The following is a 24,537-nucleotide window of genomic DNA, read 5'->3' as shown; positions in this document are numbered from 1 at the left end:
AGGCATCGATGTCTACCTCGAAGAAAAGCCCCTCAACTATACGCCAGGGCGGCCCCGGCGCATCCCACGAAAACGCCAAGGCGCCGCTCGAAATACCAAAGCCGGCAGCCGAGCCGGATAGACGCATGCGGAGCAAGGTTTCCGGCGGCGGCGGCGAGCATGATCGCCACCACACCCACGACGCGAGAGAGAAGTGAGGGACAGACCTGGCGGCGGAACCCGATCAGCCAAAAGGCGCGAGGTCCCGTCGCTTCACATGATCAACACGATGGAAAACAGACTATGACGACCGCATTCATCCTTGTAGCATTGGCTCTCTTCGTCATCTATGCCGGCCCGACATTGCTTTATATCTGCGTCGGTTATGCTGACTACATGATCGAGCGGCGCCGACATTTGCTGGCTGTCAAACACGCCGTAAGGCGTCGCAGCGACGAGCTTTAGCTGCGGGTCAGCGGCGAGCCAGGATCACATTCACACTTGGGATACCGATATCTTCGGTCGCCACAGCGTCACTCGTCCTCGTTGGCACGCTGAGTGATCGCGAAGTCCTGAAGGATGCCAGCCTTTTCAGGTTCGTTGCCGGCATGGGCAATAACAGCATAGAAGGCCGCACGAACGATCTCTTTCCTGGTGGCCTGCGGATTCGATTTCATTACGGCCTTGATCAACTGCTTCGGTGTGATATCAGCCCGCGTTTCCTTTAAGATGGTCTCGCCAAGCTCCTTCAGATCCTGTTCTTTCATCTGATTTCCCCCGAACCGTCGTCTCCGATTTCCTCGACATCATGGTGAGGTAGAATGCGCTGCTTTACTTCCTCGGCCGCGACCGCAATACCTCTGGCCGTCCCCGCCAGGGCAACCTCCGCGGCGATAAGAGGGTGCTTGCGCACAAGCTTGCTCAGCGCCTTGGCGGTCGCTGCCGCCTTGGCCTGAGACAGTACGCCTTTATCTGCGCGTTTGCGCAAGAGAGATTCCAGCTTTCGCTTTGAACGCTTTCGGGGCGACGTCGCATCTAATGCACGGCGACGCCCTTCCGAGGGTTTTCTTCGGCCTGTTTGCGGATCTTCTTCGGAAGCGCCGAACTGGCAGCCTCACGCACGACATCGACGGCCGCATCGGTTGCGCTATGAAAGGCTTCGCCGACGAGTCCAAGGGTCCTGGCCCCTTTGCGGGTTCCCGTTTTTGCAGCGTCGGCGATGTCTTCGCGGTCCTCTACGAGCACGGCCGCAGCAGCGCCGGCGCCGGCAATCAGAGCTTTCCCCAGGATATCCCGGCCGGTGGGGCTCGCCAACAACGTTTTCAATATCGAATTCTTTCGGATGCCCTTCGGCACCTTGTAGCCCGCAATCTTCTTCGGGATCCTTGTTTTGGCCATAGTACAGCTCCTTTCGAGCGTGGGAAACGCAGTAAAGCGGAGCCTGTTCCCAGATTGGGTTTCACAGTTCGCCATAGCAGGATCGCATGCTGTCTGCGGGAATTCTGGTCTTGGCGAAACAAAAGGACGAACAGACGTTAGTGGATCGACTGGGAGGATGGAGCGTTGATCTTGAGCAGATCCGGGGCGGGAAACATCTCGATTAATCCTGCGGCGAGGTCATCGACATCTGTCTTGCCGTTATTGAAGAGCTGGATGGCGGCGCTGCAGAGGATCTGACTGTCGTGTTCGCTGACCGCGACACCGAAATGGTGATACCAGCTCATGACAGCCTTCGACAGGCATCTAAAATCCTGCGGTAATATCGGTCTGTAGAATATCGCCATGAACGCCCCGCCACGATTGGTGCTTAATTTCATCGCTCTTCACATAAACAAGATAAGGGGTGCGCTGTTTGATACCAAGCCGCTTGTTTCCTTGGTGCGTTAGCGCACGGACCGGCTGTTTGAGCGGCGTGCTAGCCTCTCCTACCTCAGGCCAGGACACCGGCGGCAATAGCAGCCTGGATGAAGCGTTGGCGTGCCAGTTCCGCACTTCCGCGTCGGCGAAGCGCATCGACGCAGCGCCGCTTCGCTTCGAAATAACCGCCACCCCGAACCTTGGACCAGCGATGGTTCAGGGCGTCAAGCGCCGCGTCCGGGCCCTCAATGCGCTGCTGCTCACTCTCTCCGATACGGATGAAAACCGGGTATTGCCACACCAGCTGGAAATCGACCTCGATAATATCAGCCATGATATGATCCAGGGTGGTTGTTTGGACGGCGGGCGCTGCCTCTGTCTCTGAAAGTCCGGTATGGGGCCGCGCGGTCAAACGTATGGCAGGTCCATGGGAGGAGCCGCGGTCGGTTCGGTGCTTCGTGGTTCATATAGCATCTCCTTTGCCGGCCGAACTACGCCATGGCGCGGTTGTTCCTGTTCTCCTGCTTGGCGGCACCGGGCTCTGGAACAATGTCCGACGCGCTTTGTTACTTGTCCAACAGGGCAGAAGCCGAAGCAGCCGGAGGATTCGATGAGGCGGAGCATGGGATTGCGGCTGGTTCTGGCCTTCGCGCTGACAGGCTGCACAACCAGCGCAGGAAGTTACTCACCGGCAGGACTGGCGCCCATTCCGGGCAGTATCACCTACCAGGGACAACCGCGCACAAAGTTGGCGAGATCGCCGGTGGGTTCGTCCTTCCCGCACACATTTACGGATCAATGGGGGCGGCAAGTCGAGGAAATCTACATCATCCGGCCCGACCGTAGTTTGTTGATCGCCGATCGCCACTACCGACCGGCTTTTTCGCTCGACGACGACTAGGAAGGAGACATGATCATGCCGCGCCGCAAGAGCACCGAGACAATGACGCTGGACACGGAGGGAGCCAAGATCGGCGAGCCGGTTCCGAAAGCCATCATCGATGTCAACACCGCCTCTGTCGGGGTCCCCCGCCAGGCCGAGCACGATCTGCGCACAGAATTGAGCGCTTTGCGGAAGCGGATTGATACGCTTCAGCAGCAGGTCATGAATGCCGGGCAATCGGCTAAGGGCGGCGCCGGAAAGGCGATCCGCCAGACCGGGGCTCTGGTGAAACATCATCCGCTCTCAACGTTTGTTTTTATGGCTGTTGCCGCAGGTTTGTTCGTGGTTGCCTCACATCAGCTCTCCCCGTCGCGCCGTCGCCGACCATCGGCCATGCGAGATCTCGGGGATTTCTACGAAAGGCTGCGCGCGGGCCTGACAAGATTTTAGGATTGCAGGATCCCGATTCTGCCCGACGCTTTATCAAGCAAGAAGGGCATGCTCGACATCCTTATGCGAAGCGCTCTCGATATTGTGCTTGTACACTGGCCGCAGGCCGCTCGGGTCCACGCATTACAGACGACATTGCACTGACCACGTGACTTTTGCAGGCTTTGGCTATTTCCTAAGTGGCTGCGCGCCAGGCGATTTCCTCACACATGAGTCCGTGTCACGCCGATGTCACGCGACCATGGAAGCAATATATGCTTGATTGTACCGTCAGCGCTTTTGATTTCCAGGCCGGGTGCGCTGGAACAGGGGAAACGAGGGACAGGGCGCTGTTATCGTTAGGGCATTGCGATGACTTTGAAAACATCCGGGCAACCATCTCGGCCCGACGAGTTCGTATTTCCGGTTCACACCCGGACGATCGCTGAGATACGCTATGATATTCTCAACCAGGTCATGACGGTCGTCTATCATGACGGGCGCTTGCGCACGACGACCGGCATACAAGGTTCGGCGATGCTCAGGATCCTCGCCCAGCGTCCGTTGGAGCGTTCCCCGTTTCTGTTGCAGACGGTCATCTGATCAAAAGATCGACGCTTCCGCCGCTAAATCGTCTTGGTGGTGCATCCATTTCGGAAGAGCTGCGTTCATCCTGATAGCCAGACCATGGAGGGAACGCCGATGACCTTTCCACCGCCAAAAACCGAAGCTCCCGCTCAGCGTTTCGAAGAAGCGAGCGCCGCTGCGCGCGACGCTTTGGAGAGGCTGATTGCAGCCGCCAATGAAGCCGGATGGGGAACGGAGGAAATCTCCGTCGCCTTCCTGGAGGCGGCGCGGTTCTTGACCGAAGCCAACAGAAAAGATCCCGATCCTGCCGACGACCCAGCCATTAGCGACGTGCCAGGCAAGCGGGAGCAGATTGGCCACGGCGAGCTTTTCGATTAGACGTCGCCTCCCGCCGACAGCCGAGCTTACCGGCCGACCGTCGCGACCGAGCTGCGGATGACGAGGCGCGTGCTGACCCGCAGCCGTTCCACGGCAAGGGGGATTTGTTCGATGCGGGCGATGAGCCGCTCGCCGGCGAGCTTGCCCATCTCGTAGACGCGCTGGTCGACGACGGTAATCGGCGGAACGGTGACGCTTGTCCAATCGGCATCCAGGAAGGAAATCATCGAAACATCATCGGGGATGAAGTGGCCGAGTGATCGCAGCGACTTGAAGACCCGCAGCCCCACCAGGCTGTCCGATGCAAGGATCGCCGTTGGCGGCGATAGATCCGAGAGCAGATGTTTGATCACGGCGTCCGTCTGCGGTTGATCCGTCGCACCGAGCCGCACATAGTGAGGCGGGTTGGGCAAGCCTGCCTCCGTCAGAACGCTCACGAAGCCCTCCACGCGTTCACGCACGGCAGAATTCGATATCCGTGCGATATCGGTGGTTCCGCCGTCCTCGGCGTCCATGGCCGACACGTAAGCGAGACGGCGATGTCCTGCCTCGAGCATAAACCGGGCGGCGGCGATTGCCGCCTCGCGATCGTCGCCGGTCACTGCGTCAACGTCGAGCTCCGGGATGCTCCGGTCGAAGAGGACCAGCGGCATGCCGGCGCGACGGACATCCCGGAGATGGTCGAGGCTGTCGCAGCGGGCGGGTGTCACGATCAGGCCATCGACACGCTTGCCGATCAGGAGATCGACGGCCGACTTCTCCGCTTCGAGCTTCTCGCCCGAGTTGGAAATGATCACGTTGAAGCCGGCGAGCCGAGCCGCATCGCTGATGCCGCGCACCGCTAAGCTGAAGAAGGCGTTTTCGATGTCGCCGACCACGACCCCGATGATGCCGGACCGACCGGTGCTCATGCTGCGCGCAAGCTCGTTCGGCCGGTATTCGAGCGCGGCCGCCGCCGCCATCACTTGATCCCTGATCTTGCCGCTGACGACGCCGTAGCCGCCAAGTACGCGGGCGGCCGTCGCTTTCGACACCTTTGCCGCCTTCGCGACGTCGGCGACCGTGACTGAACGTTTCGGAGCAACGGAATCTTCCATGCGGCAGCACTACAAGAGTTGTTGACGGCCGGTCAATTGACAGTTATCAAATCTGCTGTGAGACCGGTCTCTTTTTATCGGAGACCGGTATCTTTGCAAACCGTTTTGCCGCAGAAGGGCGGCAAGCGGGTGATCAGATAATGCCGACAAGAGCATTCCTTTCCGGAGCGGAGAACGAACATGAAGCTTTTTGGATCATTTCCGGCACTCATTGCGCCGCTGCAAGCCGGCCTTGTGGCCTGCTTTCTGGCGACGGGAGTCGGTTTGGCAACAGCGGCCGACAATCCCTACAATCTGATCGAGCCCGAGGTCATCAGCGTCGGCACCATGGGCGATGCAAAGCCCTATACATTTGCGACAGCGGATGGCCAGTTCACCGGTTTCGACATCGAACTGTTTCTCAACGTCGTGTCCCGGCTCGGCTTTTCGAAAGACAAGGTGACGTTCACCGGCCAGGAATTTTCGGCGCTCCTGCCATCGGTTGCAAACGAGCGGTTCGACGTTGCCGTCGCCGCGATCGGAACCACCGAAGCCCGCAAGAAAACCGTCGACTTCTCCGACGGCTATCTCGCTGGTTATCTCTCGGTGCTGACGTCGGACGCTGCAATCAAGGACGCGGCCGGGCTGAAGGACAAGCGGCTTGGCGTGGTCCAAGGAACCTTACAGGAAGTCTATGCCGCCAAGAATTTCGGTGAGACGGATCTGGTGAAATTTCCTGACAACAATTCCGCCGTCGCCGCGCTCAACAACGGCACGATCGATGCGCATTTTCTCGACTATGAGGCGGCCAAGCAATACGGCGAGCGTTATCCCGCTCTGAAGGTGGCCGTCAACATTCCATCCTTCGATGCGCCGGCCGGCTTCGTAATCAGGAAAGGAAACGTTGCTTTCCGCACGGCGCTGAACCGCGCCCTTCATGATGCGATGCAGGACGGCACCTGGAAGACGCTGTACGAAAAGTGGTTCCCCGGCTCGCCGATGCCGGACCAGTATCTTCCCAAGAAGTGAGTCCGCTTGCCGTCCGCTCACGGCGGACGGCTACCTCGGCGGCTGCATGCCCGGCTAGGGCCTAACGGGGATCACGATGAACTGGATTGACAATTTGCGCCGCAGCTTCCTCGATTGGGAGGCGATGGCGGACGTGCTGCCGAGCATGATCAGCGTCGGCCTGAAAAATACTTTGATCCTGGCCGCCGCCTCGACCGTGCTCGGCGTCGTCATCGGCATGGTTCTTGCCGTCATGGGCATCTCTCAGTCTCGCTGGCTAAGGCTGCCGGCGCGCATCTATACCGATATTTTTCGCGGGTTGCCGGCGATCGTCACGATCCTGATCATCGGCCAGGGCTTTGCCCGGATCGGACGGGAGATCTTCGGCCCGTCGCCATTCCCGCTCGGCATATTGGCGCTCAGCCTGATCGCCGGCGCCTATATCGGTGAAATCTTCCGCTCGGGCATCCAAAGCGTCGAGCGCGGCCAGATGGAGGCCTGCCGGGCGCTCAGCATGAGCTACGGGCAAGGCATGCGCCTGATCGTCATCCCGCAGGGTGTCAGACGGGTGCTGCCGGCGCTGGTCAACCAGTTCATCGGTAACGTCAAGGATTCCAGCCTCGTTTATTTCCTTGGCTTGCTCGCCTCCGAGCGGGAGATTTTCCGCGTCGGGCAGGACCAGGCGGTCATGACCGGAAATCTGTCGCCGCTGCTGTTGGCGGGGATTTTCTACCTCGTGATTACCGTGCCGCTGACCCACTTCGTCAATTATATCGACGCTAGGCTGCGGTTGGGAAAACAGGGCCGCGGTTCCGGTCCTGCGAGCGGATTAGCCGAAGTGAGCGAACTTGCAGCCGCCGCCAGCCCCCATTCCACAGTCGGCGCCGCCAGCGGAGATAGCCGGCATTTCAAGGGCGGAGCCTTGCAAATCCGGGATGTGCGCATGGCCTATGGCGAGCTCGATGTTCTCAAGGGCGTCGATCTCGATATCGCCGCCGGGACCGTCACGTGCATCATCGGCCCATCCGGCTCAGGAAAGTCAACGCTGCTGCGTTGCATGAACAGGCTCGTCGAACCGAAGGGCGGCGACATACGGCTCGACGGCGAGAGCATCCTGGTCATGAAGCCGGAAAAGCTTCGTCGTCGCGTTGGCATGGTGTTCCAGCACTTCAACCTGTTCCCCGACCACACCGCCCTCGAAAACGTCATGCTTGCGCTGACGAAGATCAAGAAGATGCCGAGGCAGAAGGCGCGGCGCGTCGCCGAGGCTCGCCTGGCCGATGTCGGCCTGGCAGCGCGCGGGGATCACCGGCCGGCAGGCCTTTCCGGCGGGCAGCAGCAGCGCGTCGCTATCGCGCGGGCGCTGGCCATGGATCCGGAGGTCATCCTGTTCGACGAAGTGACGAGCGCGCTTGACCCCGAACTGGTCAAGGGTGTGCTCGACCTGATGGCGACCCTCGGCCGGCAGGGCATGACGATGGCGGTCGTGACGCACGAAATGGGCTTTGCTCGCCGTGTCGCCGACCAGGTGGTCTTCATGGATGAGGGCCGTATCGTCGAGGCGGGCTCACCGCAGCAGATTTTCGACAGTCCGCAAAGCGAACGGCTGAAGCGCTTCCTTGCGGAAGTTCTCTGAGGCGCCAGCCGTAACGCGCGCAAATTCGCTTCGATCAAGCAAGAGCAGGAACAGGGTACCCGACATGAATGCTTCCACCAAACCTTCGAAGGTCGTTGTCATCGGCGGCGGGATTTTCGGTGTCTCGACCGCGCTCCATCTGGCCCGGCTCGGGGTTGATACCATGCTCATCAATGACGGCCCGCTTGCCAATGGGGCCTCCGGCCGGTCGCTCGGCTGGCTGAATTCGGCGCGAAAGCGCTCCGATGCCTATCACCGGCTGCGTCTGGCGGGTATTGACCGCTATCGTACGCTGGCTGCTCGCTATCCCGATGCGCCGTGGCTGCGCTTCGATGGCGGCCTGACCTGGGACGCGGACGACGCCAGCAACGAGATCGCCGAAGTCTTCGACTATGAACGTGACCTCGGCTATCACGCACAATGGCTCGCCCCGGAGAAGATTGCCACGGTGACTCCCGGCGTCGACCCAAGCGCCGTGACGCCGCAAGGCGCAATCTTCAACCCGGGGGAGGGGTGGGTCGATCTTCCGTCCGTGATTGGCAGGCTTGCGCAAGAGTTTCGCACGCTCGGCGGCGAGATCATCACGGATGCCGGACGCGCGACGGTCGATGTCAGAGATGCGCGCGCCCGCGGCGTAGTCACGGCGGACGGCAGGCGCCACGACGCCGATGCCGTGCTTCTTGCAGCCGGCAGCAAGGTTCCCGCAATCGTTGCGGAGGCCGGGCAAGAGATCGAAGATGCGACGCCCATTGCTCTTCTCGTCAGGACCAAGCCGATCCGCCACCCGCTGAAGGCCGTGCTCAATACGCCTCGCGTCGCCATTCGACGGATGCCCAGTGGCGGCTTCGCGCTCGATTCCGCCTGGTCGGAGGAAGAGGTGAGCGTCAATCCCGACGGCAGCTACGATGTCAGGCAATCGACGCTGCAGGGACTGCTGCGAGAGGCGTCAAGAGTCCTCGAAGGCAATCCGGCGCTTGAGATCGAAGATTATGGGGTCGGTCCCAAACCTATTCCTGGCGACGGCGAGCCTGTTTTCGGCGAGCTGTCATCGATACCGGGTTATTTCGTTGCCTTCAGCCATAGCGGCGCCACCCTTGGCCTGATTGCCGGCGAGCTGCTGGCGGACGAGATCGCCAACAGCCGCCGCCATCCGCTGCTTGCCGACTTTCGCCCTGAGCGCTTCAGCGCGTCCTGCCGGTAACTGCAGCGATATTGGTGCCAGCCGCTTGACGGCGGACGGATCAATTAGAGCTATCGAGCGTTCTGCCGGAAGGAACCAACGGGAGACGCAATCATGATCAAGGATCAGTCCGCCGCCTTCGGCGCGGAAAGGAACCGCGGCAATGCCGGCACTTCGATGCCGAACGAAGAAGAGCCGACCATCAATCCGGATCTCATCCGGCGAGAGGGGTTCGCGAGCGAGGCTGAATACCGGGCCTATTTTGACACGTTGGGCAGGGATGTGTCCGCTCCGACCGAGGATCGTCTCTCTGAGGAGCACATACTGGAAAGCCGGCTGCAGGAATTGAGAGGAGAACTCGAAAACCTTCGGGCTCGCCTGCATGGAATCAGACACCAGGCCGCGACCGTGGTAACTGAAAACGTCAGGTGGGCTGATTCCAGCGCTCATGCGCAGCTTGGCAATCAACCCTGGCTGAAGCTCGCGGGCGCCATGGCCGGCGCATTCGTCATCACCAGGGGGCTGAGACAGTTGCCTTGGGGAACCGTGGCGACGACGGCGCTGCCCCTGGTCGTCGCTGCGATGAACCGGAAGTTCGCGCGGCGGTGATTGCAGCATGCACGGATGGTTCTGCGTGAGGTCGCGGGTCGGTTTCTTCACCATGCAGCGGACGCCATCATCTCGCCGAAGTGTTCGTGACATCCTGGCGTTTTGAACGGAGGCGAACATGGCTGGACATGATGATCGCTACGTAGAGATTACGACGCGTCTTCGCTCGGTGCGATCGTTCTGCGACTTCCTCTCGCAGGGCGGAACCGTCCGCGTCGCCTTGTCGGATGGCGGACCCTACAAGGATATTACCGCCGTGCTGCTGGAGCGGAACCGCAGGGAGGCGGAAGCACTTGCCCGCACGCGCAGATATCTCTACCCGGATCTCGCCGACGAAGAGGTGGCGCCGCCACTCTACAGTCATCACTGACGCACCCGCGCTCGTGTGCGCGTTGCAACGAAGGCGGAGACGCTAAGCGGCGGCAACGCGGTCTGCGCCGGCTCCACCCAGTTCGGAACTGATCGATCAGTTGCACGAGCGTTCTCGTCTCATTGGCAACTTCTTTGGCCGCCGCCCTGATTTCCTCCACCATGGCGGCATTCTGCTCGTCATCTGGTCTATCCGGTTAACGGAAGAATTGACCTCATGCAGCGCGTCCGCTCCCGGCTCGAGCGGACGATGATATCCATCTGCTCGGATGCGGTGACACTTTTGCAGAAATGCTTTCCAAGACCTCGCTCGTTTCGCGAACGACGCCTGCACCGTTGGTAATCTCCCCTCGCGAGTGTCCACTGAGTTGCTTGATCCGCTGGCCGGCTTCAGCGGAGAGCCGGGCAAGATCGCGGACTTCCTGGGCCACGACGGCAAAGCCTTTGCCGGCTTCGCCGGCGCGGGCCTGTTCGATGCCGGCGTTGAGCGCGAGCGGGAGTGATCAGGCGAAACTGATGTCAGCAAGTAGAGGTAGGTGGTCGGAGGCGACCCTCGTCAGCCGGGTTTCGAGGACTGACGCCCGTTCGACGACGAGATCGTTGGTGACAAAGATGTGGTCGAGGCGCATCAGCGGGTAGCGGGAAGGGAAGGTCGCTCTCGGCGCCGCGTTTCCTGCGAGCTGTGCGTCGGTCAAGGAGCGCGTGGCAAGCCGGTAAGTCGCCGATGACGGAACGGCGTTGAAGTCGCCGCAGAGGATGCTTGGAACCGGTTCGTCCGACGAGCCGTGCAGCCAGCCCGAATTCAAGAGCGTCGTCATCTGCCGAATACGCTCGCGCCCTCGAAGGCCGAGATGTGTATTGACCACGAGCAACTTCCTGCCGCCAACCAATATTTCGACGGACAACGCCCCTCTCGCTTCGCCGATCGATGGCAGCGGACCGGCCTTGACCGCGCCTGTTGGCAGCGCGGTGATGATTGCATCGCCATATTGCTCCTCGGCAATCGAGAGCGCCGGGTGAAAATGGGCCTGCATCTTTAGGAGTGAGGCGATCGTATGGGCCTGGTCGACGCCGCCGGTCCTGCGCCTGAGGACATCGACCTCCTGCAGAGCGACAATATCGGCTTCAGCCTCGGCGATGACGGAAGCGATGCGCCCGGGGTCGAGCTTTCGGTCGTTGCCGATGCAGCTATGCACATTGTAGGTCAAGAGTTTGATCGATTTATCCGGCATAGGCCCGCTGATGCTGGTCTCCCCTCGAGAGACAGGACTCGTTCTCCCGGAGGGAACACAGAACTCTTTTGATCGTTCCAGATGATCGAGCCGTGGCGCTCACCTCGGAAACGGACAATCGATGAGTCTGAAACGCATACTCCTGAATGGGCTGCTCGTTGCCGCACTTTGTATCGCGGGCTTTCTTCTCTATCGGATCTTCCGCCAGTACAGCATGGAGCAGATCGTCCAATCGGTTCGCAGCATACCTTTTGCGACCTTCTGCACCGCACTTCTCTTTGCGGCGGCGTCCTATCTGTGCCTGAGCTGTTTCGACTTCCTGGCGATCCGCTCGCTCGGAAAATCCTTGCCTTACCGGAAGGTCCTGCTCGCATCTTTCATCAGCTTGTCGCTCGGCCACAATATCGGATTTGCGGGGCTGAGCAGCGGCGCCTTCCGCTATCGCTTCTATTCCCGCTGGGGGCTGACCACGGAGGACGTGGCGAAGATTATCCTGTTTTGCGGCGTCACCGTCGGGCTCGGCCTTATCACACTCAGTGGCATTGCGCTGGTCGTCAATCCGGATGATGCCGCGCGGCTGCTGCAACTCGATGCGGCCAGAACCCGGCTCTTCGGCCTGTCGGCGCTGCTCGTTCCGGTCGTCTATGCAAGCCTCGCGTTCTTCATTCGCGGTAAGTTGCGGCTGTGGCGCTGGTCGTTTCAGCTGCCTCGGTTTCCGTTTGCGGTTGCCCAGGTCGGGGTAGGCACAATCAACTTCACGCTGGTTTCCGCTTGTTTGCACCAGATGCTGTCTGTCTTCGGCGACCTCGCCTTCTTCAGGTCGGTCACGGCCTATGTGCTCGCTAATTCGGCAATCCTCGCGACGCATATTCCAGGTGGGCTCGGAGTGCTGGAGGCAACCGTCTCCTATGTCGTGCCGCAGCAGGCATCGATCGGGGCATTGATTGCCTTCCGCTGCGCGTATTTCTTCATGCCGCTGGCACTCGGCGTGACGCTTCTCCTGGTCAGCGAGATCGTCTTCCGACGGTCACGCCGGGCGGACGAAGAGGCGGACGAGCGCGCCGAGGCCCAGTCGGTGTAGGGGCAGGAAGGGCCGAGCCGGGTCGAAGATCGCGGTGCCCGTGATCGGCGAGATGCTGCCGGACAGCGCGACGGCGAACTCCCTGAGACCCCGCGGCCTGTCATTCAGCGCGTCGACCGCTGCGATCACTGAGCCGCTCTGTGCATAGGCCGCGGCGAAGGTCTCGGGAGCCACTCCGAGATATTCTGCCAGCAAGCGATTGCGCAGGTCGGCGATGGCGTGGCGATGCTCGCCGTTTTCAGCTTCGAACAGCAGATCGCATTCTGAATCAAGCCCTTCCGAGCGATTGTTGAGATTGGAAGAGCCGATGCGCACCAGCTCGTCGTCGGCGATCATCAGTTTGGAATGGATCAGCACCTCGACCTCGTTGTCCGCCTGCAATGGCGACCCAGGCTTTTTTCGCCCGGGCACGACGGGATAGTAGACCCGCAGGCGGTCAGCGCGATCGGCACGTTTGAGGCGGCGGATGACACGGTCGCGATTGCTGCCCATGACAAGCTTTTCGATCAGCCCGTGAGACCTGCGGGTGCAGATGGCGACGACCTCCGGTCCGTCTTCCTCTTGCAACCGAGCGGCGATGGCGTCGGCGACGCGGAAGGAGGCTAGATATTGGGCCTCGATATAGAGATGACGCCGGGCGCGGGCGATGATGTCAAGGGTTGAGGCAATGCCGTCGCCGATCCCGGGGCGCCAGGTGGTGGCTGGCTCAGTCAGGGCGAAAGCGACAGGGATCTCCCGCAGCGAGACCGAAAGATCGTCCGGCCAGGCGAAGGGCATGCTCGCGGCAAGCGGCAGATGCTTTTCGCCGGTGGCGTTTTCCCAGCGCCGCCTGGCAATGTCACCGATCAGCCGGGCGGCATCACCCGTCACCATCGCCTGCACGTCGTGCAGCGGATCGTAGGGGGTCCCCTCGGGGTCGCGCCGCAGCCTGTCCTTGGCGCGATGCCGCCTGGTATCCCATCGCCGCGACGTCAGGTCTATGCCGCCGATAAAGGCGACCGCGTCATCGATGCAGACGAGTTTTTGATGATGACAGCCGCGGATCGCGCCCTGTAGGTCGAAACGCAGATCGATCCTCGCATTCCTGGGGAATTTCTTCTTCCGAAGCAGATCAATCGATTTGTCCGAATAAATCGGCCCGAGCGCCCAAATAAGGATGCGTATTTCAAGCTCGGGGTTTTCCGCTGCCAGCGCATGCAGCAGGTCGGCCAAGGTTTCTTCAGACTTTTCAGGCTCCATCCAAATATTGGGGTGGAAGTCCCATCCAACGATCCACACGCTGCGGCGGGCCTGTCGCAACGCCCGCGAGACTTCTGCAAAATATTTGTTGCCATTGATCAAGAACGCGGCTTTTTCCGCGCGTCCATGCAGCCGCAATGCCGTGCTTCCCTCTTTTTCGTCGCTTGGATGTTGCGCTTTTGTTCGTGTCAGGTACGGTTGATTGGATATGCTTTCGAATGCGGTCATGTTTGCCTCGGCCGTTTGACTGAAAGCAAACGCCTGGAATTTCACAGGGTTCCCGATCGATCAGCGCTCCGGCGTCCTGTGTGCACGATATAAGGAAACAGAATGTCACAACGAGCAGGCAGCGCCGACCTTCCCCTTCACGGGGGACGCGTGCCGCATTGGCTCGGCGACCGGATGACGCGGCTGGGAACGCTGATCACCGAGGCAATCATCCATCACTACGGTCGCGACGAATTCCTGCGCCGGCTCGCCCACCCTTTCTGGTTCCAGTCCTTCGGCGCGGTCATGGGCATGGACTGGCATTCCTCCGGGATCACGACCAGCGTTCTCGGTGCGCTGAAGCGAGGGCTTAAGCCGCGCGCTGGCGAACTCGGCCTGCATGTCTGCGGCGGCCGAGGCACGCATTCGCGCAAGACCCCGCAGGAGCTAGTTTCGATCGGCGAACGCGTCGGCCTCGACGGGGAGGGGCTGGCGACGACGAGCCGCCTCATCGCCAAGGTCGACAGCGCCGCGCTTCAGGATGGCTTCGACCTTTATCTCCACGGCTTCATCGTCGCCGATGACGGTCATTGGGTGGTGGTGCAGCAGGGCATGAACGGCGACCGGCGGCAGGCCCGGCGCTATCACTGGCTCTCCGAAGGGCTGGAAAGCTTCGTCGACTCGCCGCATGCGGCAATCGAAGGCAGGAGCCAGGGTGAGATCGTCAATCTCACCGATAAACGCGCCGAGCGCTCGCGGCGTGGCCAGCTCGACCTCCTGGCAACGCTGGGCCCCGACCGGATCGTTCGAGAAGCCGCGGCACTGCTGCGCGCCCAAGAGCCGGCGCCCGAACCCGCCGAACAGCCGCTGCTGCCGCATCTCATCATGCCCGCCCATCACGACGTGCGGGAGAGCGACGTGAACATGCGCCGCCTGCACGGAAATCTGGCTGCCGCGGCCGACCGCGGGCCGACGGATTTCCAGGAATTGCTGCTCGTTCCCGGCGTCGGCGCCCGGACGGTGAAGGCGCTGGCGATGGTGGCGGAGGTCGTACACGGCGCACCCTGCCGTTTTTCCGATCCGGCGCGCTTCTCGATCGCCCATGGCGGCAAGGACCGCCATCCCTTCCCGGTGCCGCTCAAGGTCTATGACGAGACGATTGGCGTGATGAAGTCGGCCGTGCGCAAGGGCAAGCTTGGACGTGAGGAGGAGTTGCAGGCGCTGAAGCGCCTGGACGAGCAATCTCGGCAGATGGAACGCTACGTCACCGGCCCCGACCTCAAGGAGATCATCGCCGGCGAATTTCGCCAATCGGCCGAGCTCGGAGGCCGCAGCGTCTTCGGCTGGGAGCCGCCGCCGGCCACGGATAGTTAATCCTCAATGCCCATCCGGCGGGACGGCTTCGGTCGGAATCGTTTCCTTCAAATTCTTTCGATGGAAGATGAAGAGACCGGCAAAGACGATGATTGCGGCTCCGATGATGATTTGCGCATCGGGAATGTCATTGAAGAAGATGTAGCCCAGTAAGATCGCCCAGAGCAGCAGCGTATATTGCAGCGGCGCCAGCAGCGATGCCGGCGCGAGCTTGAGCGAGCGGGTGATCAGCAGATGCGCGCAGGTGGCGACGATGCCGAGCAGCAGCATGCCGGCCCAATCGATGGATGTTGCGGGCTGCCAGTTGCCGATGCTGAGTATGATGCCTGTTAGGAGTGCGGCGATCGTCTGCCAGGTTACCAGCGTCGTGTCGCTGGTCGAGCGCAGGTAGCGGCTCATCACCAGTGACAGCGCAAAGGAAAAGCTGCCGGCGAGGCCAAAGAGCGACGGAAGCGAGAGCATCGCCGTCGACGGACGCAGCGCGATGACGACGCCGGCGAAGCCGAGCAGAACGGCGAGCCAACGGCGCCAGCCGATCTTTTCCCCGAGAAAGAAATGCGAGAGCGCCGCAATGTAGATCGGCCCGGCCATGTAGAAGGTCATGACGTCGGCGAGCGGCAGATAGGCGACGGCAGCGTAGAACAGCGCGACATCGGCCGTCGCCATGACGACCCGCATGAACTGCAACCCTTTCTGCTCGACGCGGAAGAGGGCCATCGGCCCTTGCCGCAGGATCATCGGCCCGAGCACAATGAAGGCCCCCACCGAACGGATCACCAGTACCTGGCCGACGGCGAAGCTCGCCATCAGCCACTTGCCCATCGCATCGTTGAGCGCAAAGAGGAGATCGCCGAGCAGCATCAGCACAACGCCCATCACGATCAGGTTTCCGGCATTGGCAGCGGCCGTGGTGGTCTTCATCTCACGTATCCTCGAAAAAGCGGCCGCGCATGCGCGGCCACGTGCGGCTTCGGTCTTAACGCTGCCGATGTCAAGCGCACCAGGCGAAGCCTTAAAGGATGAAATATATTTCATGCCATGAATTATATTGACATATGTTTGCTGTTGCGATTAGCTCTCCATACCGGACTTCGAGGAGGAACTCCGGTCTTCAATGGATCATCGGCAGCCGCTTGGGCGCCGCCGGATATTTGGGAGGGGCTTCGGCCTCGAGGAGGAAACTTGCGCAAATTTCTAACCACGACTGCATTGGCAGTCCTCGCATCGACACTTTTCGCCGGCGGAGGCAGCGCGACGGAAAACCCGTTCCGCTGCAAGCCGGGTGAAAAATACGTCATGAATGTCATGGTTTCGGGTGTCGAATATTGGTTCCCGGTCTATGAAATGTTCAAACAGGCCGGTCAGCAGCTCGGGTGCGAAACCGCCTATACCGGCACGCCGGAATATGACGTCAACAAGCAGATCGCCACCTTCGATCAGGCGCTGGCCCAGAACCCGGCTGGCATCCTCGTTCATCCGATGAACTCGGACCCGTTCATCGAACCGATCAACCGGGCGATCGACCAGGGCACGGCGGTCGTCACCTTCGCGGCCGACGCACCGCTTTCCAAGCGCATCTCGTTCGTCACGTCGGACAATACCCGCGAAGGCACCTATGCGGCCGACGCGATTGCCGAAAAGATGGGCGGCAAGGGTGAATATGCCGTTCTTGAAAATCCCGGCCAGGACAATCACGACAAGCGTATCGCCGCCTTCATCGCCCGCATGGAGGAAAAATATCCGGACATGAAGCTGGTCGGCCGCGCGGCGTCCAACCAGGACCCGAACAAGGCCTACCAGGGCCTGATGAGCCTGGTGCAGGCCCATCCGAACCTTGGCGCCGTCTTCATGCCGGAAGCGAATTCGGCAATCGGCGCTGCCCAGGCCAACAAGGAAAGCGGCGGCAAGATCCTCGTCATGTGCGCCGACGTCAACGCCAATATTCTCGACATGATCAAGGCAGGCGAGGTGTTCGGCTCGATCAATCCGAACCAGGGCATGCAGGGTTACATGGGCTTCATGCTCCTGTGGCTTGCCAAGCATCCGGAGCTGATCGATCCGATGAATGACGCCAAGCGCGTCGGCTTCAACCCGATGAGTATTCCCTTCGTCGATAACGGATTGTCGATCGTCACGGCTAGCAATGCCGATGACTTCTACTGGGACAAGTATCTGAAGCGGCGGGGCACCAAAGGCATCGAGGAGTAGGTCTTTGTGCCGGCTGTCCGGGGCAGGAAACTCCGGACAGCTACCGTGAGCGTGAGGAGGAGAGGATGATGGCTTCGGTGCCGGTTCTGGAAATCCGCAATGTCAGCAAGCACTTCGGTGCGGTGAAGGCGTTGACGGATGTGAGCTTCAGCCTGGATAAAGGCGAGATTCATGCGCTTTGCGGCGAAAACGGCGCGGGCAAATCGACGCTGATGAACATCATTGCCGGCGTGCTGCAGCCGAGCGAGGGAGCCATTCTCGTCGATGGCGTGCCGGTCAAGGTGACGTCGCCTGCCGCGGCGCAGGCGCTTGGGATTGGGCTGGTGCATCAGGAAATCGCGCTCTGCCCTGATGCGACGGTAGCCGAGAACATGTTCATGGCCGCCACCAACCGCCGCCGCTCGCCTCTCATGAATTACGGCAGTCTGGAGCGCAATGCGCAGATCGTGATGAATCGTCTCGCCCCGATCGACGTGCGACTTAAAGTCGGCGACTTGCCGATATCCAGCCAGCAGCTTGTCGAGATTGCCAAGGCACTGACGCTCGATTGTCGCGTTCTGATCTTCGACGAACCGACGGCGGCATTGACCGAAGCAGAAGCCCAGATCCTCTTCGGAATCGTTCGTGACCTCAAGGCGCAGGGCATTTCGATCATCTATATCAGCCACCGCATGGCCGAAATCTTCAGCCTGTGCGACCGCGTCACGGTATTTCGTGATGGCCGCTATGTCTCGACGGAGAAGGTCGCGGGCCTGACCCCGGACGATGTCGTGCGCCGCATGGTCGGACGCGAGATTACCCAGCTCTATCCGGAAAAGCAGGCGCCGGCGGAGCGGACCGGCGAGCTCATTTTGAGCGTCCGCGGTCTCGGCGACGGCAGCCGCTTCGAGGATGTAAATTTCGAACTGCGCAAGGGTGAAATTCTTGGTGTCGGCGGGCTGATCGGCTCGGGTCGCACCGAGATAGCCGAAGGCATTTGCGGATTGCGGCCGGTGATCGCCGGCGAGGTGGAGCTGCACGGACAGCGGCTGCGAGCACGTTCCTATGCGCAGGCCGCACAGGCGGGCATCGTCTACCTGTCGGAAGACCGGAAAGGCTCCGGCATTTTCCTGGATCTCTCCGTTGCTCGCAACATTGCGGTTCTCGATCTGAAATCGCTGACCGGACCGCTTGGACTGTTAAATTCCGCGGCCGAAGCGGATCGTGCCCGCACCCTGGCCCGGCAGCTCGGCGTGCGGATGGGCGGCATCGATATGCCGGTTTCGTCGCTGTCGGGCGGAAACCAGCAAAAGGTGGCGATTGCCAAGCAGTTGGCGGTCAACCCCAGGGTCATTCTGATGGACGAGCCGACCCGCGGCATCGATGTCGGCGCGAAGTCAGAAATCCACCGGCTGCTGCGCGATCTGGCGCGCTCCGGCATCGGCATCGTCGTCATCTCGTCGGAACTGCCGGAACTTCTCGGTCTGTGCGACCGGGTGCTGGTCATCCACGAAGGCACGGTTGCCGGCGAGGTGGAGGGCGAGACGATGACGGAAGAAGCGATCATGCGGCTCGCGTCGGGTGTCGGCCGCCACGGTAAGTCAGGGGCATCAGAGCATGCCGCGTAGAGAAAAAGCAGGGGCAGGAGACAAGGTCATGGCGGACGCTACGTTGGCAACGGCACATCATTCACGCATACCGGGCTGGAAGCGGCTGGGGACGATGCGCGAGGCGGGACTGATCGCTATCATCCTGGCGCTCTGCGTCGCGATGAGCTTTGCCTCGCCGCATTTCCTGACGCTCGGCAACTTCCGGGCAATGCTGATGTCGTTCTCGGTGGAGGGGATCGTCGTCGTCGGCATGACCATCCTGTTGATCGTCGGCGGCATCGACCTGTCGGTCGGTTCGGTCGTCTGTTTCTCAATGGTGCTGTCGGGCTCCCTGTTCCTGATGGGCCTCGATCCGTGGAGCGCATCTTTGATCGGGATCATCGCCAGCGGCCTGATCGGCTGCGCCATGGGCTTTTTCGTCACGGTCGTGGGGCTCAATCACTTCATTACTTCGCTTGCGGCGATGGTGATCGTGCGTGGCATCTGCCTGATCATTACCAAGGGCACGCCGCTGTCGCTGTTCACCTTGCCGCCCTCGTTCAAAGCGGTCGGGCAGGGCACGTTCTACGGTGTCCCCTATGTGATCCTGATTTTTGTTGCGGTCGTCATGCTGTTCGATTTCCTGCTGCGCCGGGCAACCGCCTTCCGCAAGGTGTTCTACACCGGCAGCAACGAGAAGGCCGCGCTCTATTCCGGTATAAAGACCAGGCAGGTGAAGTTCTGGGTGACGGTGCTCTGTGCCACGCTGTCCGGTGTCGCCGGGACGATCTACATGTCACGCTTCGGTGCCGCGACGCCGACCTTCGGTGTCGGCATGGAGCTCAACATCATCGCAGCCGCGGTGATTGGCGGTGCGTCGCTGAACGGCGGCTCCGGAACGATTTTGGGAGCAATCCTCGGCATCGCCCTGCTGTCGGTCGTCACAAGCTCGTTGATCTTGCTCAACGTGTCCGTCTATTGGCAAGACATGATCAAAGGCTGCATTCTGCTGACCGCCGTTTCGATCGACCATTTCCTGCACAAGCGGAAGGCTGCCTGATATGCCGATAGCCAAGCTCAAACCCGCAAACGCGCCGCGCGAGGAAATCGTCGTCGCCCGGCAAATGCACCAGGCTCTGGTCCTGCATTTTCTCGAGGGACTGACACAGTCCCAGATTGCCGATCAGCTCGGCATCTCGCACGCCACCGTCAACCGCCTGATCAAGCGCGGCCGCCAGCTCGGTCTGGTCGAGATCAAGATCAAATCGCCGGTCGAGCCGCTGGTCGATATGGAAGAACAGCTGCAGGCGCTTGGCGGCATCGGCCGCGCCGTGGTGGTGCCGACAGTATCGGACAATCCGCAAACGGCGCTTCAAGCCGTCGGCGAAGCCGCAGCACGATTGCTGCTGGAAGAGATCACCGACGGCGATACGATCTGCATTACCGGTGGTAAGGGCGTGAGTGCCGTTGTTGCCGGGCTGAAGCCGCCGCGTCGTTTTGATGTCCAGGTCATTCCGGCGACGGGCTGCGTGCAGGGGAAGCACTATACCGACGTCAACCATGTCTCGACCCTGATGGCGGACCGGCTCGGAGGTCATTCCTATCAGATCCATGCGCCTCTCTTTGCCGACGATGCCGAGCAGCGGGCGATGCTGATCAACATGCGTTCCGTCGCAGACGTATTCAAACGGGCGCGCGAGGCGAAGGTGGCAATGGTCGGCATAGGCTCGATCCTGTCGGACGATTCGAGCTACTACGACCTGCATCCGTCCTCCAGCACCGACCGCGCCGCGATCGAGCGGTCCGGCGCTTCCTGCGAATTGCTGGCGCATCTGCTCGATGATCATGGTCAAGTCTGCGACTACAGCCTCAACCGCTCGCTGGTGTCGCTGACGCTGCCGGAATTCGCTTCGATCCCTACCAAGATCGGTGTTGCGAGCGGACCGAACAAGGCCGGCCCGATCCTCAGCGTCCTGCGCGGCAATCATCTGGACACGCTGGTGACCGACGAAGCGACGGGTGCGCGGGTGTTGGCGCTGGCAAGTGGCGAAGGAAAATGGGCATGAGCGGGCAGCAATTGACACGGGAAATCGGCAAATCCGGCGTTTCCGCCTCGGCGGTCGGCCTCGGCACCTGGGCGATCGGCGGCTGGATGTGGGGTGGTACCGATGAACAGCAATCCATCGCCGCGATCCGGGCGTCGCTCGACGCCGGGGTGACGCTGATCGACACGGCGCCGGCTTACGGGCTTGGACGTGCCGAGGAGATTGTCGGCAAGGCACTCGCTGGACGCCGCGAAAAGGCTGTGGTCGCGACCAAATGCGGCCTTGTCTGGCATACGCAGAAGGGCCGTCGTTTCTTCGACCAGGACGGCAAGCCGGTCCACCGTTATCTCGGCCGCGATGCCATCCTGCACGAGGTCGAGGAAAGCCTGACGCGGCTTGGAACCGACTATATCGATCTTTATATCACCCATTGGCAGGATCCGACGACGCCGATCGAGGAAACGATGCGGGCGCTGGAGGATCTGCGCACATCAGGCAAGATCCGGGCGATCGGGGCGAGCAATGTCAGCCGCCACGAGCTCGCTGCCTATATCGCGGCCGGTGGCCTCGATGCGATCCAGGAGCGGTTCAGCATGATCGACCGCGAGATCGAGGCGGAGCTTTTGCCGCTGACCAAGGCCAACTCTATCGCGACTCTGAGCTATTCGTCGCTGGCGCTGGGATTGCTGGCCGGCACTATCGGTCCGGACCGCGTGTTTTCCGGTGATGATCAGCGCAAGGACAGCCCACGATTTTCGATCGGCAACCGCCAGAAGGCGACGGCCTTTGCCGACGCCATCCGGCCGGTTGCCGAAAAACACAGCGCCAGCATCGCGCAGATCGTGATTGCCTGGACACTGGCGCAACCCGGCATCACCTTTGCACTCTGCGGGGCGCGCAACCCGGCACAGGCGCTGGACAATGCCCGGGCCGGCACCATCCGGCTGGACGCCGTCGATCTTGCCGCTATCGAGGCGGGCATAGCGGCGAGACTGACTGATATGGATAGGTAGCGGACGCCATCATGAAGCGTGAAGAGATATTGGACGGGCTTCGCCAGAGCCCGAAGGTGGACGTGTGCGTTATCGGCGGCGGCATAAACGGCATCAGCGTCTTTCGGGAGCTGGCGCTGCAGGGGCTGAAAGTACTGCTCGTCGAGAAGCACGACTATTGCTCCGGTGCCAGTTCGGCGCTGTCGCGCATGGTCCATGGTGGGCTGCGCTATCTTGAAAACGGCGAATTCAAGCTGGTGCAGGAATCGCTGGTCGAGCGGGATCGGCTGTTGCGCAACGCGCCGCATTATATTGCGCCGCTGCCGACGACGGTGCCCGTGTTCGATATTTTTTCCGGCCTCGGCAACGGCATCGTCCGCTTCCTGGGACTCAGCCGTCGTCCGAGCCGCCGCGGCGCTGTCGCCGTCAAAGCCGGACTCAGCATCTATGATTTCCTGACGCGCAAGCGGGCACTGATGCCGCGCCACCAGTTTCGCGGCCGGCGAACGACGCTTAGCAAGTGGCCGGCGCTCAACCCCGATATCAAAAGTTCCGCCACCTATTTCGACGCCTGGGTCAGCCATCCTGAGCGATTGGGCATCGAGCTTCTGCAGGACGGTCTTGCAACAGAGTCCGGGTCGGTGGCGCTGAACTACGCCGAACTGCAACGGGCGGAGGGCGGCGGGTACCGCCTCGCGGACCGGATCGGCGGAGCATCCCTTGCCCTCGAACCGGCGCTGATCGTCAATGCCACCGGCGGCTGGATCGACATCGCCAATCAGACCCTGTTTTCACCGGACGCGCGGCCGGCGGCGCTGATCGGAGGCACCAAGGGTTCGCATCTGATCATCGACAATGCGGACCTGCGCGACGCGCTTGCCGGTCACATGATCTATTACGAGAACGAGGACGGGCGGATCTGCATTCTGTTTCCCTATCTGGGCAAGGTTCTCGTCGGCTCCACCGATATCCGCGTCGATGATCCGGCAACAGTGCGCTGCGAGGCGGATGAGCGTGATTATATTCTGCAATCGCTCGCCTTCGTGCTGCAGGGCATTGTCATCCGGCGGGAGCAGATCGTTTTCCAGTTTTCCGGCGTACGACCGCTGCCGGCCAGTACCGACAGTTTTACCGGACGCATCCCGCGCGATCACTTCTGCACTGTGCTGGAGCAGCCCGAGGGTGATCCGCCTGTGCTCTGCATGATCGGCGGCAAGTGGACGACATTCCGCTCATTCGGCGAGCTCGCCGCCGACATGACACTGGAGCGGCTCGGCAGAAAGCGCCGGATCGAGACCTCAGAGCGCCCGATCGGCGGCGGCCGGCAGTATCCATCCGACAAGACCCGGTGGTCGGTGACGCTGGCCCAAAGAACCGGAATTTCCAGCGAACGGGCCGCCGAGCTTTTTGACCGTTACGGTACGGAGGCCGAAGAAATCGCTGTGTTCATTGCGGCCGGGCCGGACGTGGTGATGCCGAAGTCCGGATATTCCCAGCGGGAACTGCAGTTCCTGATCCGCAATGAAGCAGTAGAGCATCTTGACGATCTGCTGTTGCGGCGCACGACGCTGTCCGTCTCCGGCGAGCTTTCGCTCGACATGATGGATGCCGTGCTCGACCTGCTGGCTCAGGAAAAGCGCTGGACCGTGGAGCAGCGCGCCAGCGAGCGCGACCGTTTTCTCACCCTTCTCAGCGAACGCCATGGCGTCGACGAAGACATGCTTTCCGCAAGGAACGAACCAAGGAGCACGAAATGCGATACAACAGCAAAGTCCGGATGAATCGGCTGTTCGGCGGCGGCCGCTGCCTCGACGTGGCGGTCGATCACGGCGTCTGCAACGAGCCGTCTTTCCTCAACGGGCTCGAGGACATCGAGGCCGTCGTCAAGGCGCTGGTCTCCGCCAGGCCGGACGCGATCCAGATGAACTATGGCCAGGCGGACCTGCTGCAGGACGTGTCCGGCAAGGACAAGCCAGCATTGGTGATGCGCATCGACATGGGCAATCCCTACAACCGGATCCGCCACCGCGACATGTGGGCCGTGCTGCAGAACGAGGCTGAGCCGCTCATCGGCGCCATCGAGATGGACGCGGCGTGCGTCGTCGTCAACCTGTTCATGCTGCCGGACGAGCCGGACCTGTTCCGCCAGTGCGTGCAGAACATCTCTCGCGTGCGAGCCGACTGCGACAAATATGGCATGCCGCTGATGATCGAGCCGCTGGTGATGCAGCCGGTCACCGAAAAGGGCGGCTACATGGTCGACGGCGATACCGACAAGATCGTCACGCTGACGCGGCTTGCCCGCGAAATGGGCGCCGATATCGTCAAGGCCGATCCTACCGATAATGCCGAAGAGTTTCACAGGGTGGTGGAGGCCGCGCGCTGCCCGGTTCTGGTGCGCGGCGGCGGCAGGGAAGACCTGCGCGCGGTCTTCGACAAATCTGCGGCCTTGATGCGGCAGGGCGCAATGGGCATGGTTTACGGGCGCAACATCTATCAGCATGCCAATCCGAGCGCGGTGGTGCGCGGTCTGATGGCCATCGTGCATGATGACGCGAGCGGCGAACAGGCCTCAGCGCTCTACCACCAAGGCTGAATT

Annotated in this window: 30 protein-coding genes; 20 read left to right on the top strand and 10 right to left on the bottom strand. The window is 61.3% G+C overall.

The features are described from left to right. Nucleotides 1-8 precede the first annotated feature (8 nt). Both FFR93_RS35740 and FFR93_RS41120 read left to right on the top strand, forming a co-directional pair. Nucleotides 9-197, top strand: a complete 189-nt coding sequence (locus FFR93_RS35740) for a hypothetical protein (protein ID WP_064709592.1) — start codon at nucleotides 9-11, stop codon at nucleotides 195-197. 85 nt (nucleotides 198-282) lie between these two features. Further along, nucleotides 283-444 (top strand): hypothetical protein, encoded by a 162-nt coding sequence (locus FFR93_RS41120; protein WP_167358977.1) that lies wholly within the window; start codon nucleotides 283-285, stop codon nucleotides 442-444. A 68-nt stretch (nucleotides 445-512) separates the two neighbouring features. Here the strand turns inward: FFR93_RS41120 and FFR93_RS35735 are convergent, their stop codons facing one another. From FFR93_RS35735 to FFR93_RS35715, 5 genes are all read right to left on the bottom strand, one after another. Continuing rightward, nucleotides 513-746, bottom strand: a complete 234-nt coding sequence (locus FFR93_RS35735) for a hypothetical protein (protein WP_064709591.1) — start codon at nucleotides 744-746, stop codon at nucleotides 513-515. Then, the gene (locus FFR93_RS35730; protein ID WP_138396651.1) at nucleotides 743-967 is read right to left on the bottom strand and encodes a hypothetical protein; all 225 of its coding nucleotides are present in this window, start codon (nucleotides 965-967) and stop codon (nucleotides 743-745) included. The genes FFR93_RS35735 and FFR93_RS35730 overlap by 4 nt, the downstream gene beginning before the upstream one ends. Nucleotides 968-1,014: 47 nt before the next feature. Beyond that, entirely contained in the window at nucleotides 1,015-1,377 is a 363-nt protein-coding gene (locus FFR93_RS35725; RefSeq protein ID WP_138396650.1) for a hypothetical protein, read from the bottom strand. A gap of 137 nt (nucleotides 1,378-1,514) precedes the next feature. Further along, on the bottom strand, nucleotides 1,515-1,703 hold the full coding sequence (locus tag FFR93_RS35720) for a hypothetical protein (RefSeq protein WP_138396649.1): 189 nt from the start codon (nucleotides 1,701-1,703) through the stop codon (nucleotides 1,515-1,517). A gap of 206 nt (nucleotides 1,704-1,909) precedes the next feature. Further along, complete coding sequence (locus FFR93_RS35715) at nucleotides 1,910-2,170, bottom strand: DUF982 domain-containing protein (RefSeq protein ID WP_064709588.1); 261 nt, start codon at nucleotides 2,168-2,170, stop codon at nucleotides 1,910-1,912. A gap of 276 nt (nucleotides 2,171-2,446) precedes the next feature. Between FFR93_RS35715 and FFR93_RS35710 the strand changes: the two genes are divergently transcribed. The 4 genes from FFR93_RS35710 to FFR93_RS35695 all read left to right on the top strand — a co-directional run bounded on the left by FFR93_RS35710 (nucleotide 2,447) and on the right by FFR93_RS35695 (nucleotide 4,114). Beyond that, the gene (locus tag FFR93_RS35710) at nucleotides 2,447-2,737 is read left to right on the top strand and encodes a hypothetical protein (protein ID WP_138396648.1); all 291 of its coding nucleotides are present in this window, start codon (nucleotides 2,447-2,449) and stop codon (nucleotides 2,735-2,737) included. Nucleotides 2,738-2,752: 15 nt separating this feature from the next. Beyond that, on the top strand, nucleotides 2,753-3,169 hold the full coding sequence (locus FFR93_RS35705; protein WP_138396647.1) for a hypothetical protein: 417 nt from the start codon (nucleotides 2,753-2,755) through the stop codon (nucleotides 3,167-3,169). Between the two features lie 351 nt (nucleotides 3,170-3,520). Further along, a complete protein-coding gene (locus FFR93_RS35700) occupies nucleotides 3,521-3,751 on the top strand; it encodes a hypothetical protein (RefSeq protein WP_138396646.1) in 231 nt (76 codons plus the stop codon). A 99-nt stretch (nucleotides 3,752-3,850) separates the two neighbouring features. After that, nucleotides 3,851-4,114, top strand: coding sequence for a hypothetical protein (locus FFR93_RS35695; RefSeq protein ID WP_064709725.1), 264 nt, complete (start codon nucleotides 3,851-3,853; stop codon nucleotides 4,112-4,114). A 26-nt stretch (nucleotides 4,115-4,140) separates the two neighbouring features. Here the strand turns inward: FFR93_RS35695 and FFR93_RS35690 are convergent, their stop codons facing one another. Continuing rightward, entirely contained in the window at nucleotides 4,141-5,211 is a 1,071-nt protein-coding gene (locus FFR93_RS35690; protein ID WP_138396645.1) for a LacI family DNA-binding transcriptional regulator, read from the bottom strand. A 180-nt stretch (nucleotides 5,212-5,391) separates the two neighbouring features. Between FFR93_RS35690 and FFR93_RS35685 the strand changes: the two genes are divergently transcribed. The 5 genes from FFR93_RS35685 (at nucleotide 5,392) to FFR93_RS35665 (ending at nucleotide 9,993) form a co-directional block, all read left to right on the top strand. Further along, nucleotides 5,392-6,219: an ABC transporter substrate-binding protein gene (locus tag FFR93_RS35685; RefSeq protein ID WP_138396644.1), complete on the top strand. Its 828-nt coding sequence runs from the start codon at nucleotides 5,392-5,394 to the stop codon at nucleotides 6,217-6,219. A 76-nt stretch (nucleotides 6,220-6,295) separates the two neighbouring features. Continuing rightward, complete coding sequence (locus FFR93_RS42005) at nucleotides 6,296-7,834, top strand: amino acid ABC transporter permease/ATP-binding protein (RefSeq protein ID WP_064709583.1); 1,539 nt, start codon at nucleotides 6,296-6,298, stop codon at nucleotides 7,832-7,834. Nucleotides 7,835-7,898: 64 nt separating this feature from the next. Further along, complete coding sequence (locus tag FFR93_RS35675) at nucleotides 7,899-9,035, top strand: FAD-binding oxidoreductase (protein WP_138396643.1); 1,137 nt, start codon at nucleotides 7,899-7,901, stop codon at nucleotides 9,033-9,035. Nucleotides 9,036-9,128: 93 nt separating this feature from the next. Then, on the top strand, nucleotides 9,129-9,623 hold the full coding sequence (locus FFR93_RS35670; RefSeq protein ID WP_138396642.1) for a hypothetical protein: 495 nt from the start codon (nucleotides 9,129-9,131) through the stop codon (nucleotides 9,621-9,623). Nucleotides 9,624-9,741: 118 nt separating this feature from the next. Next, nucleotides 9,742-9,993, top strand: coding sequence for a hypothetical protein (locus FFR93_RS35665; RefSeq protein ID WP_064709580.1), 252 nt, complete (start codon nucleotides 9,742-9,744; stop codon nucleotides 9,991-9,993). 214 nt (nucleotides 9,994-10,207) lie between these two features. Here FFR93_RS35665 and FFR93_RS35660 read toward each other — a convergent pair whose 3' ends face one another. Both FFR93_RS35660 and FFR93_RS35655 read right to left on the bottom strand, forming a co-directional pair. Next, nucleotides 10,208-10,468, bottom strand: a complete 261-nt coding sequence (locus tag FFR93_RS35660; protein ID WP_082930585.1) for a methyl-accepting chemotaxis protein — start codon at nucleotides 10,466-10,468, stop codon at nucleotides 10,208-10,210. A 27-nt stretch (nucleotides 10,469-10,495) separates the two neighbouring features. Beyond that, nucleotides 10,496-11,224 carry an endonuclease/exonuclease/phosphatase family protein gene (locus tag FFR93_RS35655; protein WP_138396641.1) on the bottom strand — a complete coding sequence of 243 codons (729 nt, stop codon included), beginning with the start codon at nucleotides 11,222-11,224 and terminating at the stop codon, nucleotides 10,496-10,498. Nucleotides 11,225-11,345: 121 nt separating this feature from the next. On the opposite strand from FFR93_RS35655, the gene FFR93_RS35650 reads away from it, so the two are divergent. Beyond that, nucleotides 11,346-12,305, top strand: a complete 960-nt coding sequence (locus FFR93_RS35650) for a lysylphosphatidylglycerol synthase domain-containing protein (RefSeq protein ID WP_138396640.1) — start codon at nucleotides 11,346-11,348, stop codon at nucleotides 12,303-12,305. Here the strand turns inward: FFR93_RS35650 and FFR93_RS35645 are convergent. Continuing rightward, complete coding sequence (locus FFR93_RS35645) at nucleotides 12,252-13,772, bottom strand: phospholipase D-like domain-containing protein (protein ID WP_138396639.1); 1,521 nt, start codon at nucleotides 13,770-13,772, stop codon at nucleotides 12,252-12,254. The two genes, FFR93_RS35650 and FFR93_RS35645, sit on opposite strands and share 54 nt — an antisense overlap. A gap of 102 nt (nucleotides 13,773-13,874) precedes the next feature. Between FFR93_RS35645 and FFR93_RS35640 the strand changes: the two genes are divergently transcribed. After that, nucleotides 13,875-15,125, top strand: a complete 1,251-nt coding sequence (locus FFR93_RS35640) for a DUF763 domain-containing protein (RefSeq protein WP_138396638.1) — start codon at nucleotides 13,875-13,877, stop codon at nucleotides 15,123-15,125. A 3-nt stretch (nucleotides 15,126-15,128) separates the two neighbouring features. On the opposite strand, the gene FFR93_RS35635 is transcribed toward FFR93_RS35640, so the two are convergent. After that, nucleotides 15,129-16,046: a DMT family transporter gene (locus FFR93_RS35635; protein ID WP_138396637.1), complete on the bottom strand. Its 918-nt coding sequence runs from the start codon at nucleotides 16,044-16,046 to the stop codon at nucleotides 15,129-15,131. Nucleotides 16,047-16,307: 261 nt separating this feature from the next. On the opposite strand from FFR93_RS35635, the gene FFR93_RS35630 reads away from it, so the two are divergent. The 7 genes from FFR93_RS35630 to FFR93_RS35600 all read left to right on the top strand — a co-directional run bounded on the left by FFR93_RS35630 (nucleotide 16,308) and on the right by FFR93_RS35600 (nucleotide 24,534). Then, on the top strand, nucleotides 16,308-17,333 hold the full coding sequence (locus tag FFR93_RS35630; RefSeq protein ID WP_138396636.1) for a substrate-binding domain-containing protein: 1,026 nt from the start codon (nucleotides 16,308-16,310) through the stop codon (nucleotides 17,331-17,333). A 68-nt stretch (nucleotides 17,334-17,401) separates the two neighbouring features. After that, on the top strand, nucleotides 17,402-18,940 hold the full coding sequence (locus FFR93_RS35625; protein ID WP_138396671.1) for a sugar ABC transporter ATP-binding protein: 1,539 nt from the start codon (nucleotides 17,402-17,404) through the stop codon (nucleotides 18,938-18,940). A 28-nt stretch (nucleotides 18,941-18,968) separates the two neighbouring features. Next, the gene (locus FFR93_RS35620) at nucleotides 18,969-19,961 is read left to right on the top strand and encodes an ABC transporter permease (protein ID WP_138396635.1); all 993 of its coding nucleotides are present in this window, start codon (nucleotides 18,969-18,971) and stop codon (nucleotides 19,959-19,961) included. 1 nt (nucleotide 19,962) lies between these two features. Next, nucleotides 19,963-20,967 carry a sugar-binding transcriptional regulator gene (locus FFR93_RS35615; protein ID WP_138396634.1) on the top strand — a complete coding sequence of 335 codons (1,005 nt, stop codon included), beginning with the start codon at nucleotides 19,963-19,965 and terminating at the stop codon, nucleotides 20,965-20,967. Continuing rightward, nucleotides 20,964-21,959, top strand: a complete 996-nt coding sequence (locus FFR93_RS35610; protein WP_138396633.1) for an aldo/keto reductase — start codon at nucleotides 20,964-20,966, stop codon at nucleotides 21,957-21,959. Before FFR93_RS35615 ends, FFR93_RS35610 begins: the two co-directional genes overlap by 4 nt. An 11-nt stretch (nucleotides 21,960-21,970) precedes the next feature. Further along, entirely contained in the window at nucleotides 21,971-23,719 is a 1,749-nt protein-coding gene (locus tag FFR93_RS35605) for a glycerol-3-phosphate dehydrogenase/oxidase (RefSeq protein WP_138396632.1), read from the top strand. Further along, complete coding sequence (locus FFR93_RS35600; protein WP_138396631.1) at nucleotides 23,692-24,534, top strand: class I fructose-bisphosphate aldolase; 843 nt, start codon at nucleotides 23,692-23,694, stop codon at nucleotides 24,532-24,534. The genes FFR93_RS35605 and FFR93_RS35600 overlap by 28 nt, the downstream gene beginning before the upstream one ends. Nucleotides 24,535-24,537: the final 3 nt, after the last annotated feature.

The organism is Rhizobium sp. MHM7A (assembly GCF_005862215.1).
Lineage (GTDB): Bacteria > Pseudomonadota > Alphaproteobacteria > Rhizobiales > Rhizobiaceae > Rhizobium > Rhizobium bangladeshense.
The sequence above is the reverse complement of the archived record's forward strand: the minus strand, read 5'-3'. Positions and strand labels throughout refer to the sequence as shown.

What these genes read in the sequence shown, in the direction of transcription:
- FFR93_RS35740 (WP_064709592.1), top strand. Translation starts at nt 9, where the DNA reads ATGTCTACCTCGAAGAAAAGCCCCTCAACTATACGCCAGGGCGGCCCC.
- FFR93_RS41120 (WP_167358977.1), top strand. Translation starts at nt 283, where the DNA reads ATGACGACCGCATTCATCCTTGTAGCATTGGCTCTCTTCGTCATCTAT.
- FFR93_RS35735 (WP_064709591.1), bottom strand. Translation starts at nt 746, where the DNA reads ATGAAAGAACAGGATCTGAAGGAGCTTGGCGAGACCATCTTAAAGGAA.
- FFR93_RS35725 (WP_138396650.1), bottom strand. Translation starts at nt 1,377, where the DNA reads ATGGCCAAAACAAGGATCCCGAAGAAGATTGCGGGCTACAAGGTGCCG.
- FFR93_RS35720 (WP_138396649.1), bottom strand. Translation starts at nt 1,703, where the DNA reads ATGAGCTGGTATCACCATTTCGGTGTCGCGGTCAGCGAACACGACAGT.
- FFR93_RS35715 (WP_064709588.1), bottom strand. Translation starts at nt 2,170, where the DNA reads ATGGCTGATATTATCGAGGTCGATTTCCAGCTGGTGTGGCAATACCCG.
- FFR93_RS35710 (WP_138396648.1), top strand. Translation starts at nt 2,447, where the DNA reads ATGAGGCGGAGCATGGGATTGCGGCTGGTTCTGGCCTTCGCGCTGACA.
- FFR93_RS35705 (WP_138396647.1), top strand. Translation starts at nt 2,753, where the DNA reads ATGCCGCGCCGCAAGAGCACCGAGACAATGACGCTGGACACGGAGGGA.
- FFR93_RS35700 (WP_138396646.1), top strand. Translation starts at nt 3,521, where the DNA reads ATGACTTTGAAAACATCCGGGCAACCATCTCGGCCCGACGAGTTCGTA.
- FFR93_RS35695 (WP_064709725.1), top strand. Translation starts at nt 3,851, where the DNA reads ATGACCTTTCCACCGCCAAAAACCGAAGCTCCCGCTCAGCGTTTCGAA.
- FFR93_RS35690 (WP_138396645.1), bottom strand. Translation starts at nt 5,211, where the DNA reads ATGGAAGATTCCGTTGCTCCGAAACGTTCAGTCACGGTCGCCGACGTC.
- FFR93_RS35685 (WP_138396644.1), top strand. Translation starts at nt 5,392, where the DNA reads ATGAAGCTTTTTGGATCATTTCCGGCACTCATTGCGCCGCTGCAAGCC.
- FFR93_RS42005 (WP_064709583.1), top strand. Translation starts at nt 6,296, where the DNA reads ATGAACTGGATTGACAATTTGCGCCGCAGCTTCCTCGATTGGGAGGCG.
- FFR93_RS35675 (WP_138396643.1), top strand. Translation starts at nt 7,899, where the DNA reads ATGAATGCTTCCACCAAACCTTCGAAGGTCGTTGTCATCGGCGGCGGG.
- FFR93_RS35670 (WP_138396642.1), top strand. Translation starts at nt 9,129, where the DNA reads ATGATCAAGGATCAGTCCGCCGCCTTCGGCGCGGAAAGGAACCGCGGC.
- FFR93_RS35665 (WP_064709580.1), top strand. Translation starts at nt 9,742, where the DNA reads ATGGCTGGACATGATGATCGCTACGTAGAGATTACGACGCGTCTTCGC.
- FFR93_RS35655 (WP_138396641.1), bottom strand. Translation starts at nt 11,224, where the DNA reads ATGCCGGATAAATCGATCAAACTCTTGACCTACAATGTGCATAGCTGC.
- FFR93_RS35650 (WP_138396640.1), top strand. Translation starts at nt 11,346, where the DNA reads ATGAGTCTGAAACGCATACTCCTGAATGGGCTGCTCGTTGCCGCACTT.
- FFR93_RS35645 (WP_138396639.1), bottom strand. Translation starts at nt 13,772, where the DNA reads ATGACCGCATTCGAAAGCATATCCAATCAACCGTACCTGACACGAACA.
- FFR93_RS35640 (WP_138396638.1), top strand. Translation starts at nt 13,875, where the DNA reads ATGTCACAACGAGCAGGCAGCGCCGACCTTCCCCTTCACGGGGGACGC.
- FFR93_RS35635 (WP_138396637.1), bottom strand. Translation starts at nt 16,046, where the DNA reads ATGAAGACCACCACGGCCGCTGCCAATGCCGGAAACCTGATCGTGATG.
- FFR93_RS35625 (WP_138396671.1), top strand. Translation starts at nt 17,402, where the DNA reads ATGGCTTCGGTGCCGGTTCTGGAAATCCGCAATGTCAGCAAGCACTTC.
- FFR93_RS35620 (WP_138396635.1), top strand. Translation starts at nt 18,969, where the DNA reads ATGGCGGACGCTACGTTGGCAACGGCACATCATTCACGCATACCGGGC.
- FFR93_RS35615 (WP_138396634.1), top strand. Translation starts at nt 19,963, where the DNA reads ATGCCGATAGCCAAGCTCAAACCCGCAAACGCGCCGCGCGAGGAAATC.
- FFR93_RS35610 (WP_138396633.1), top strand. Translation starts at nt 20,964, where the DNA reads ATGAGCGGGCAGCAATTGACACGGGAAATCGGCAAATCCGGCGTTTCC.
- FFR93_RS35605 (WP_138396632.1), top strand. Translation starts at nt 21,971, where the DNA reads ATGAAGCGTGAAGAGATATTGGACGGGCTTCGCCAGAGCCCGAAGGTG.
- FFR93_RS35600 (WP_138396631.1), top strand. Translation starts at nt 23,692, where the DNA reads ATGCGATACAACAGCAAAGTCCGGATGAATCGGCTGTTCGGCGGCGGC.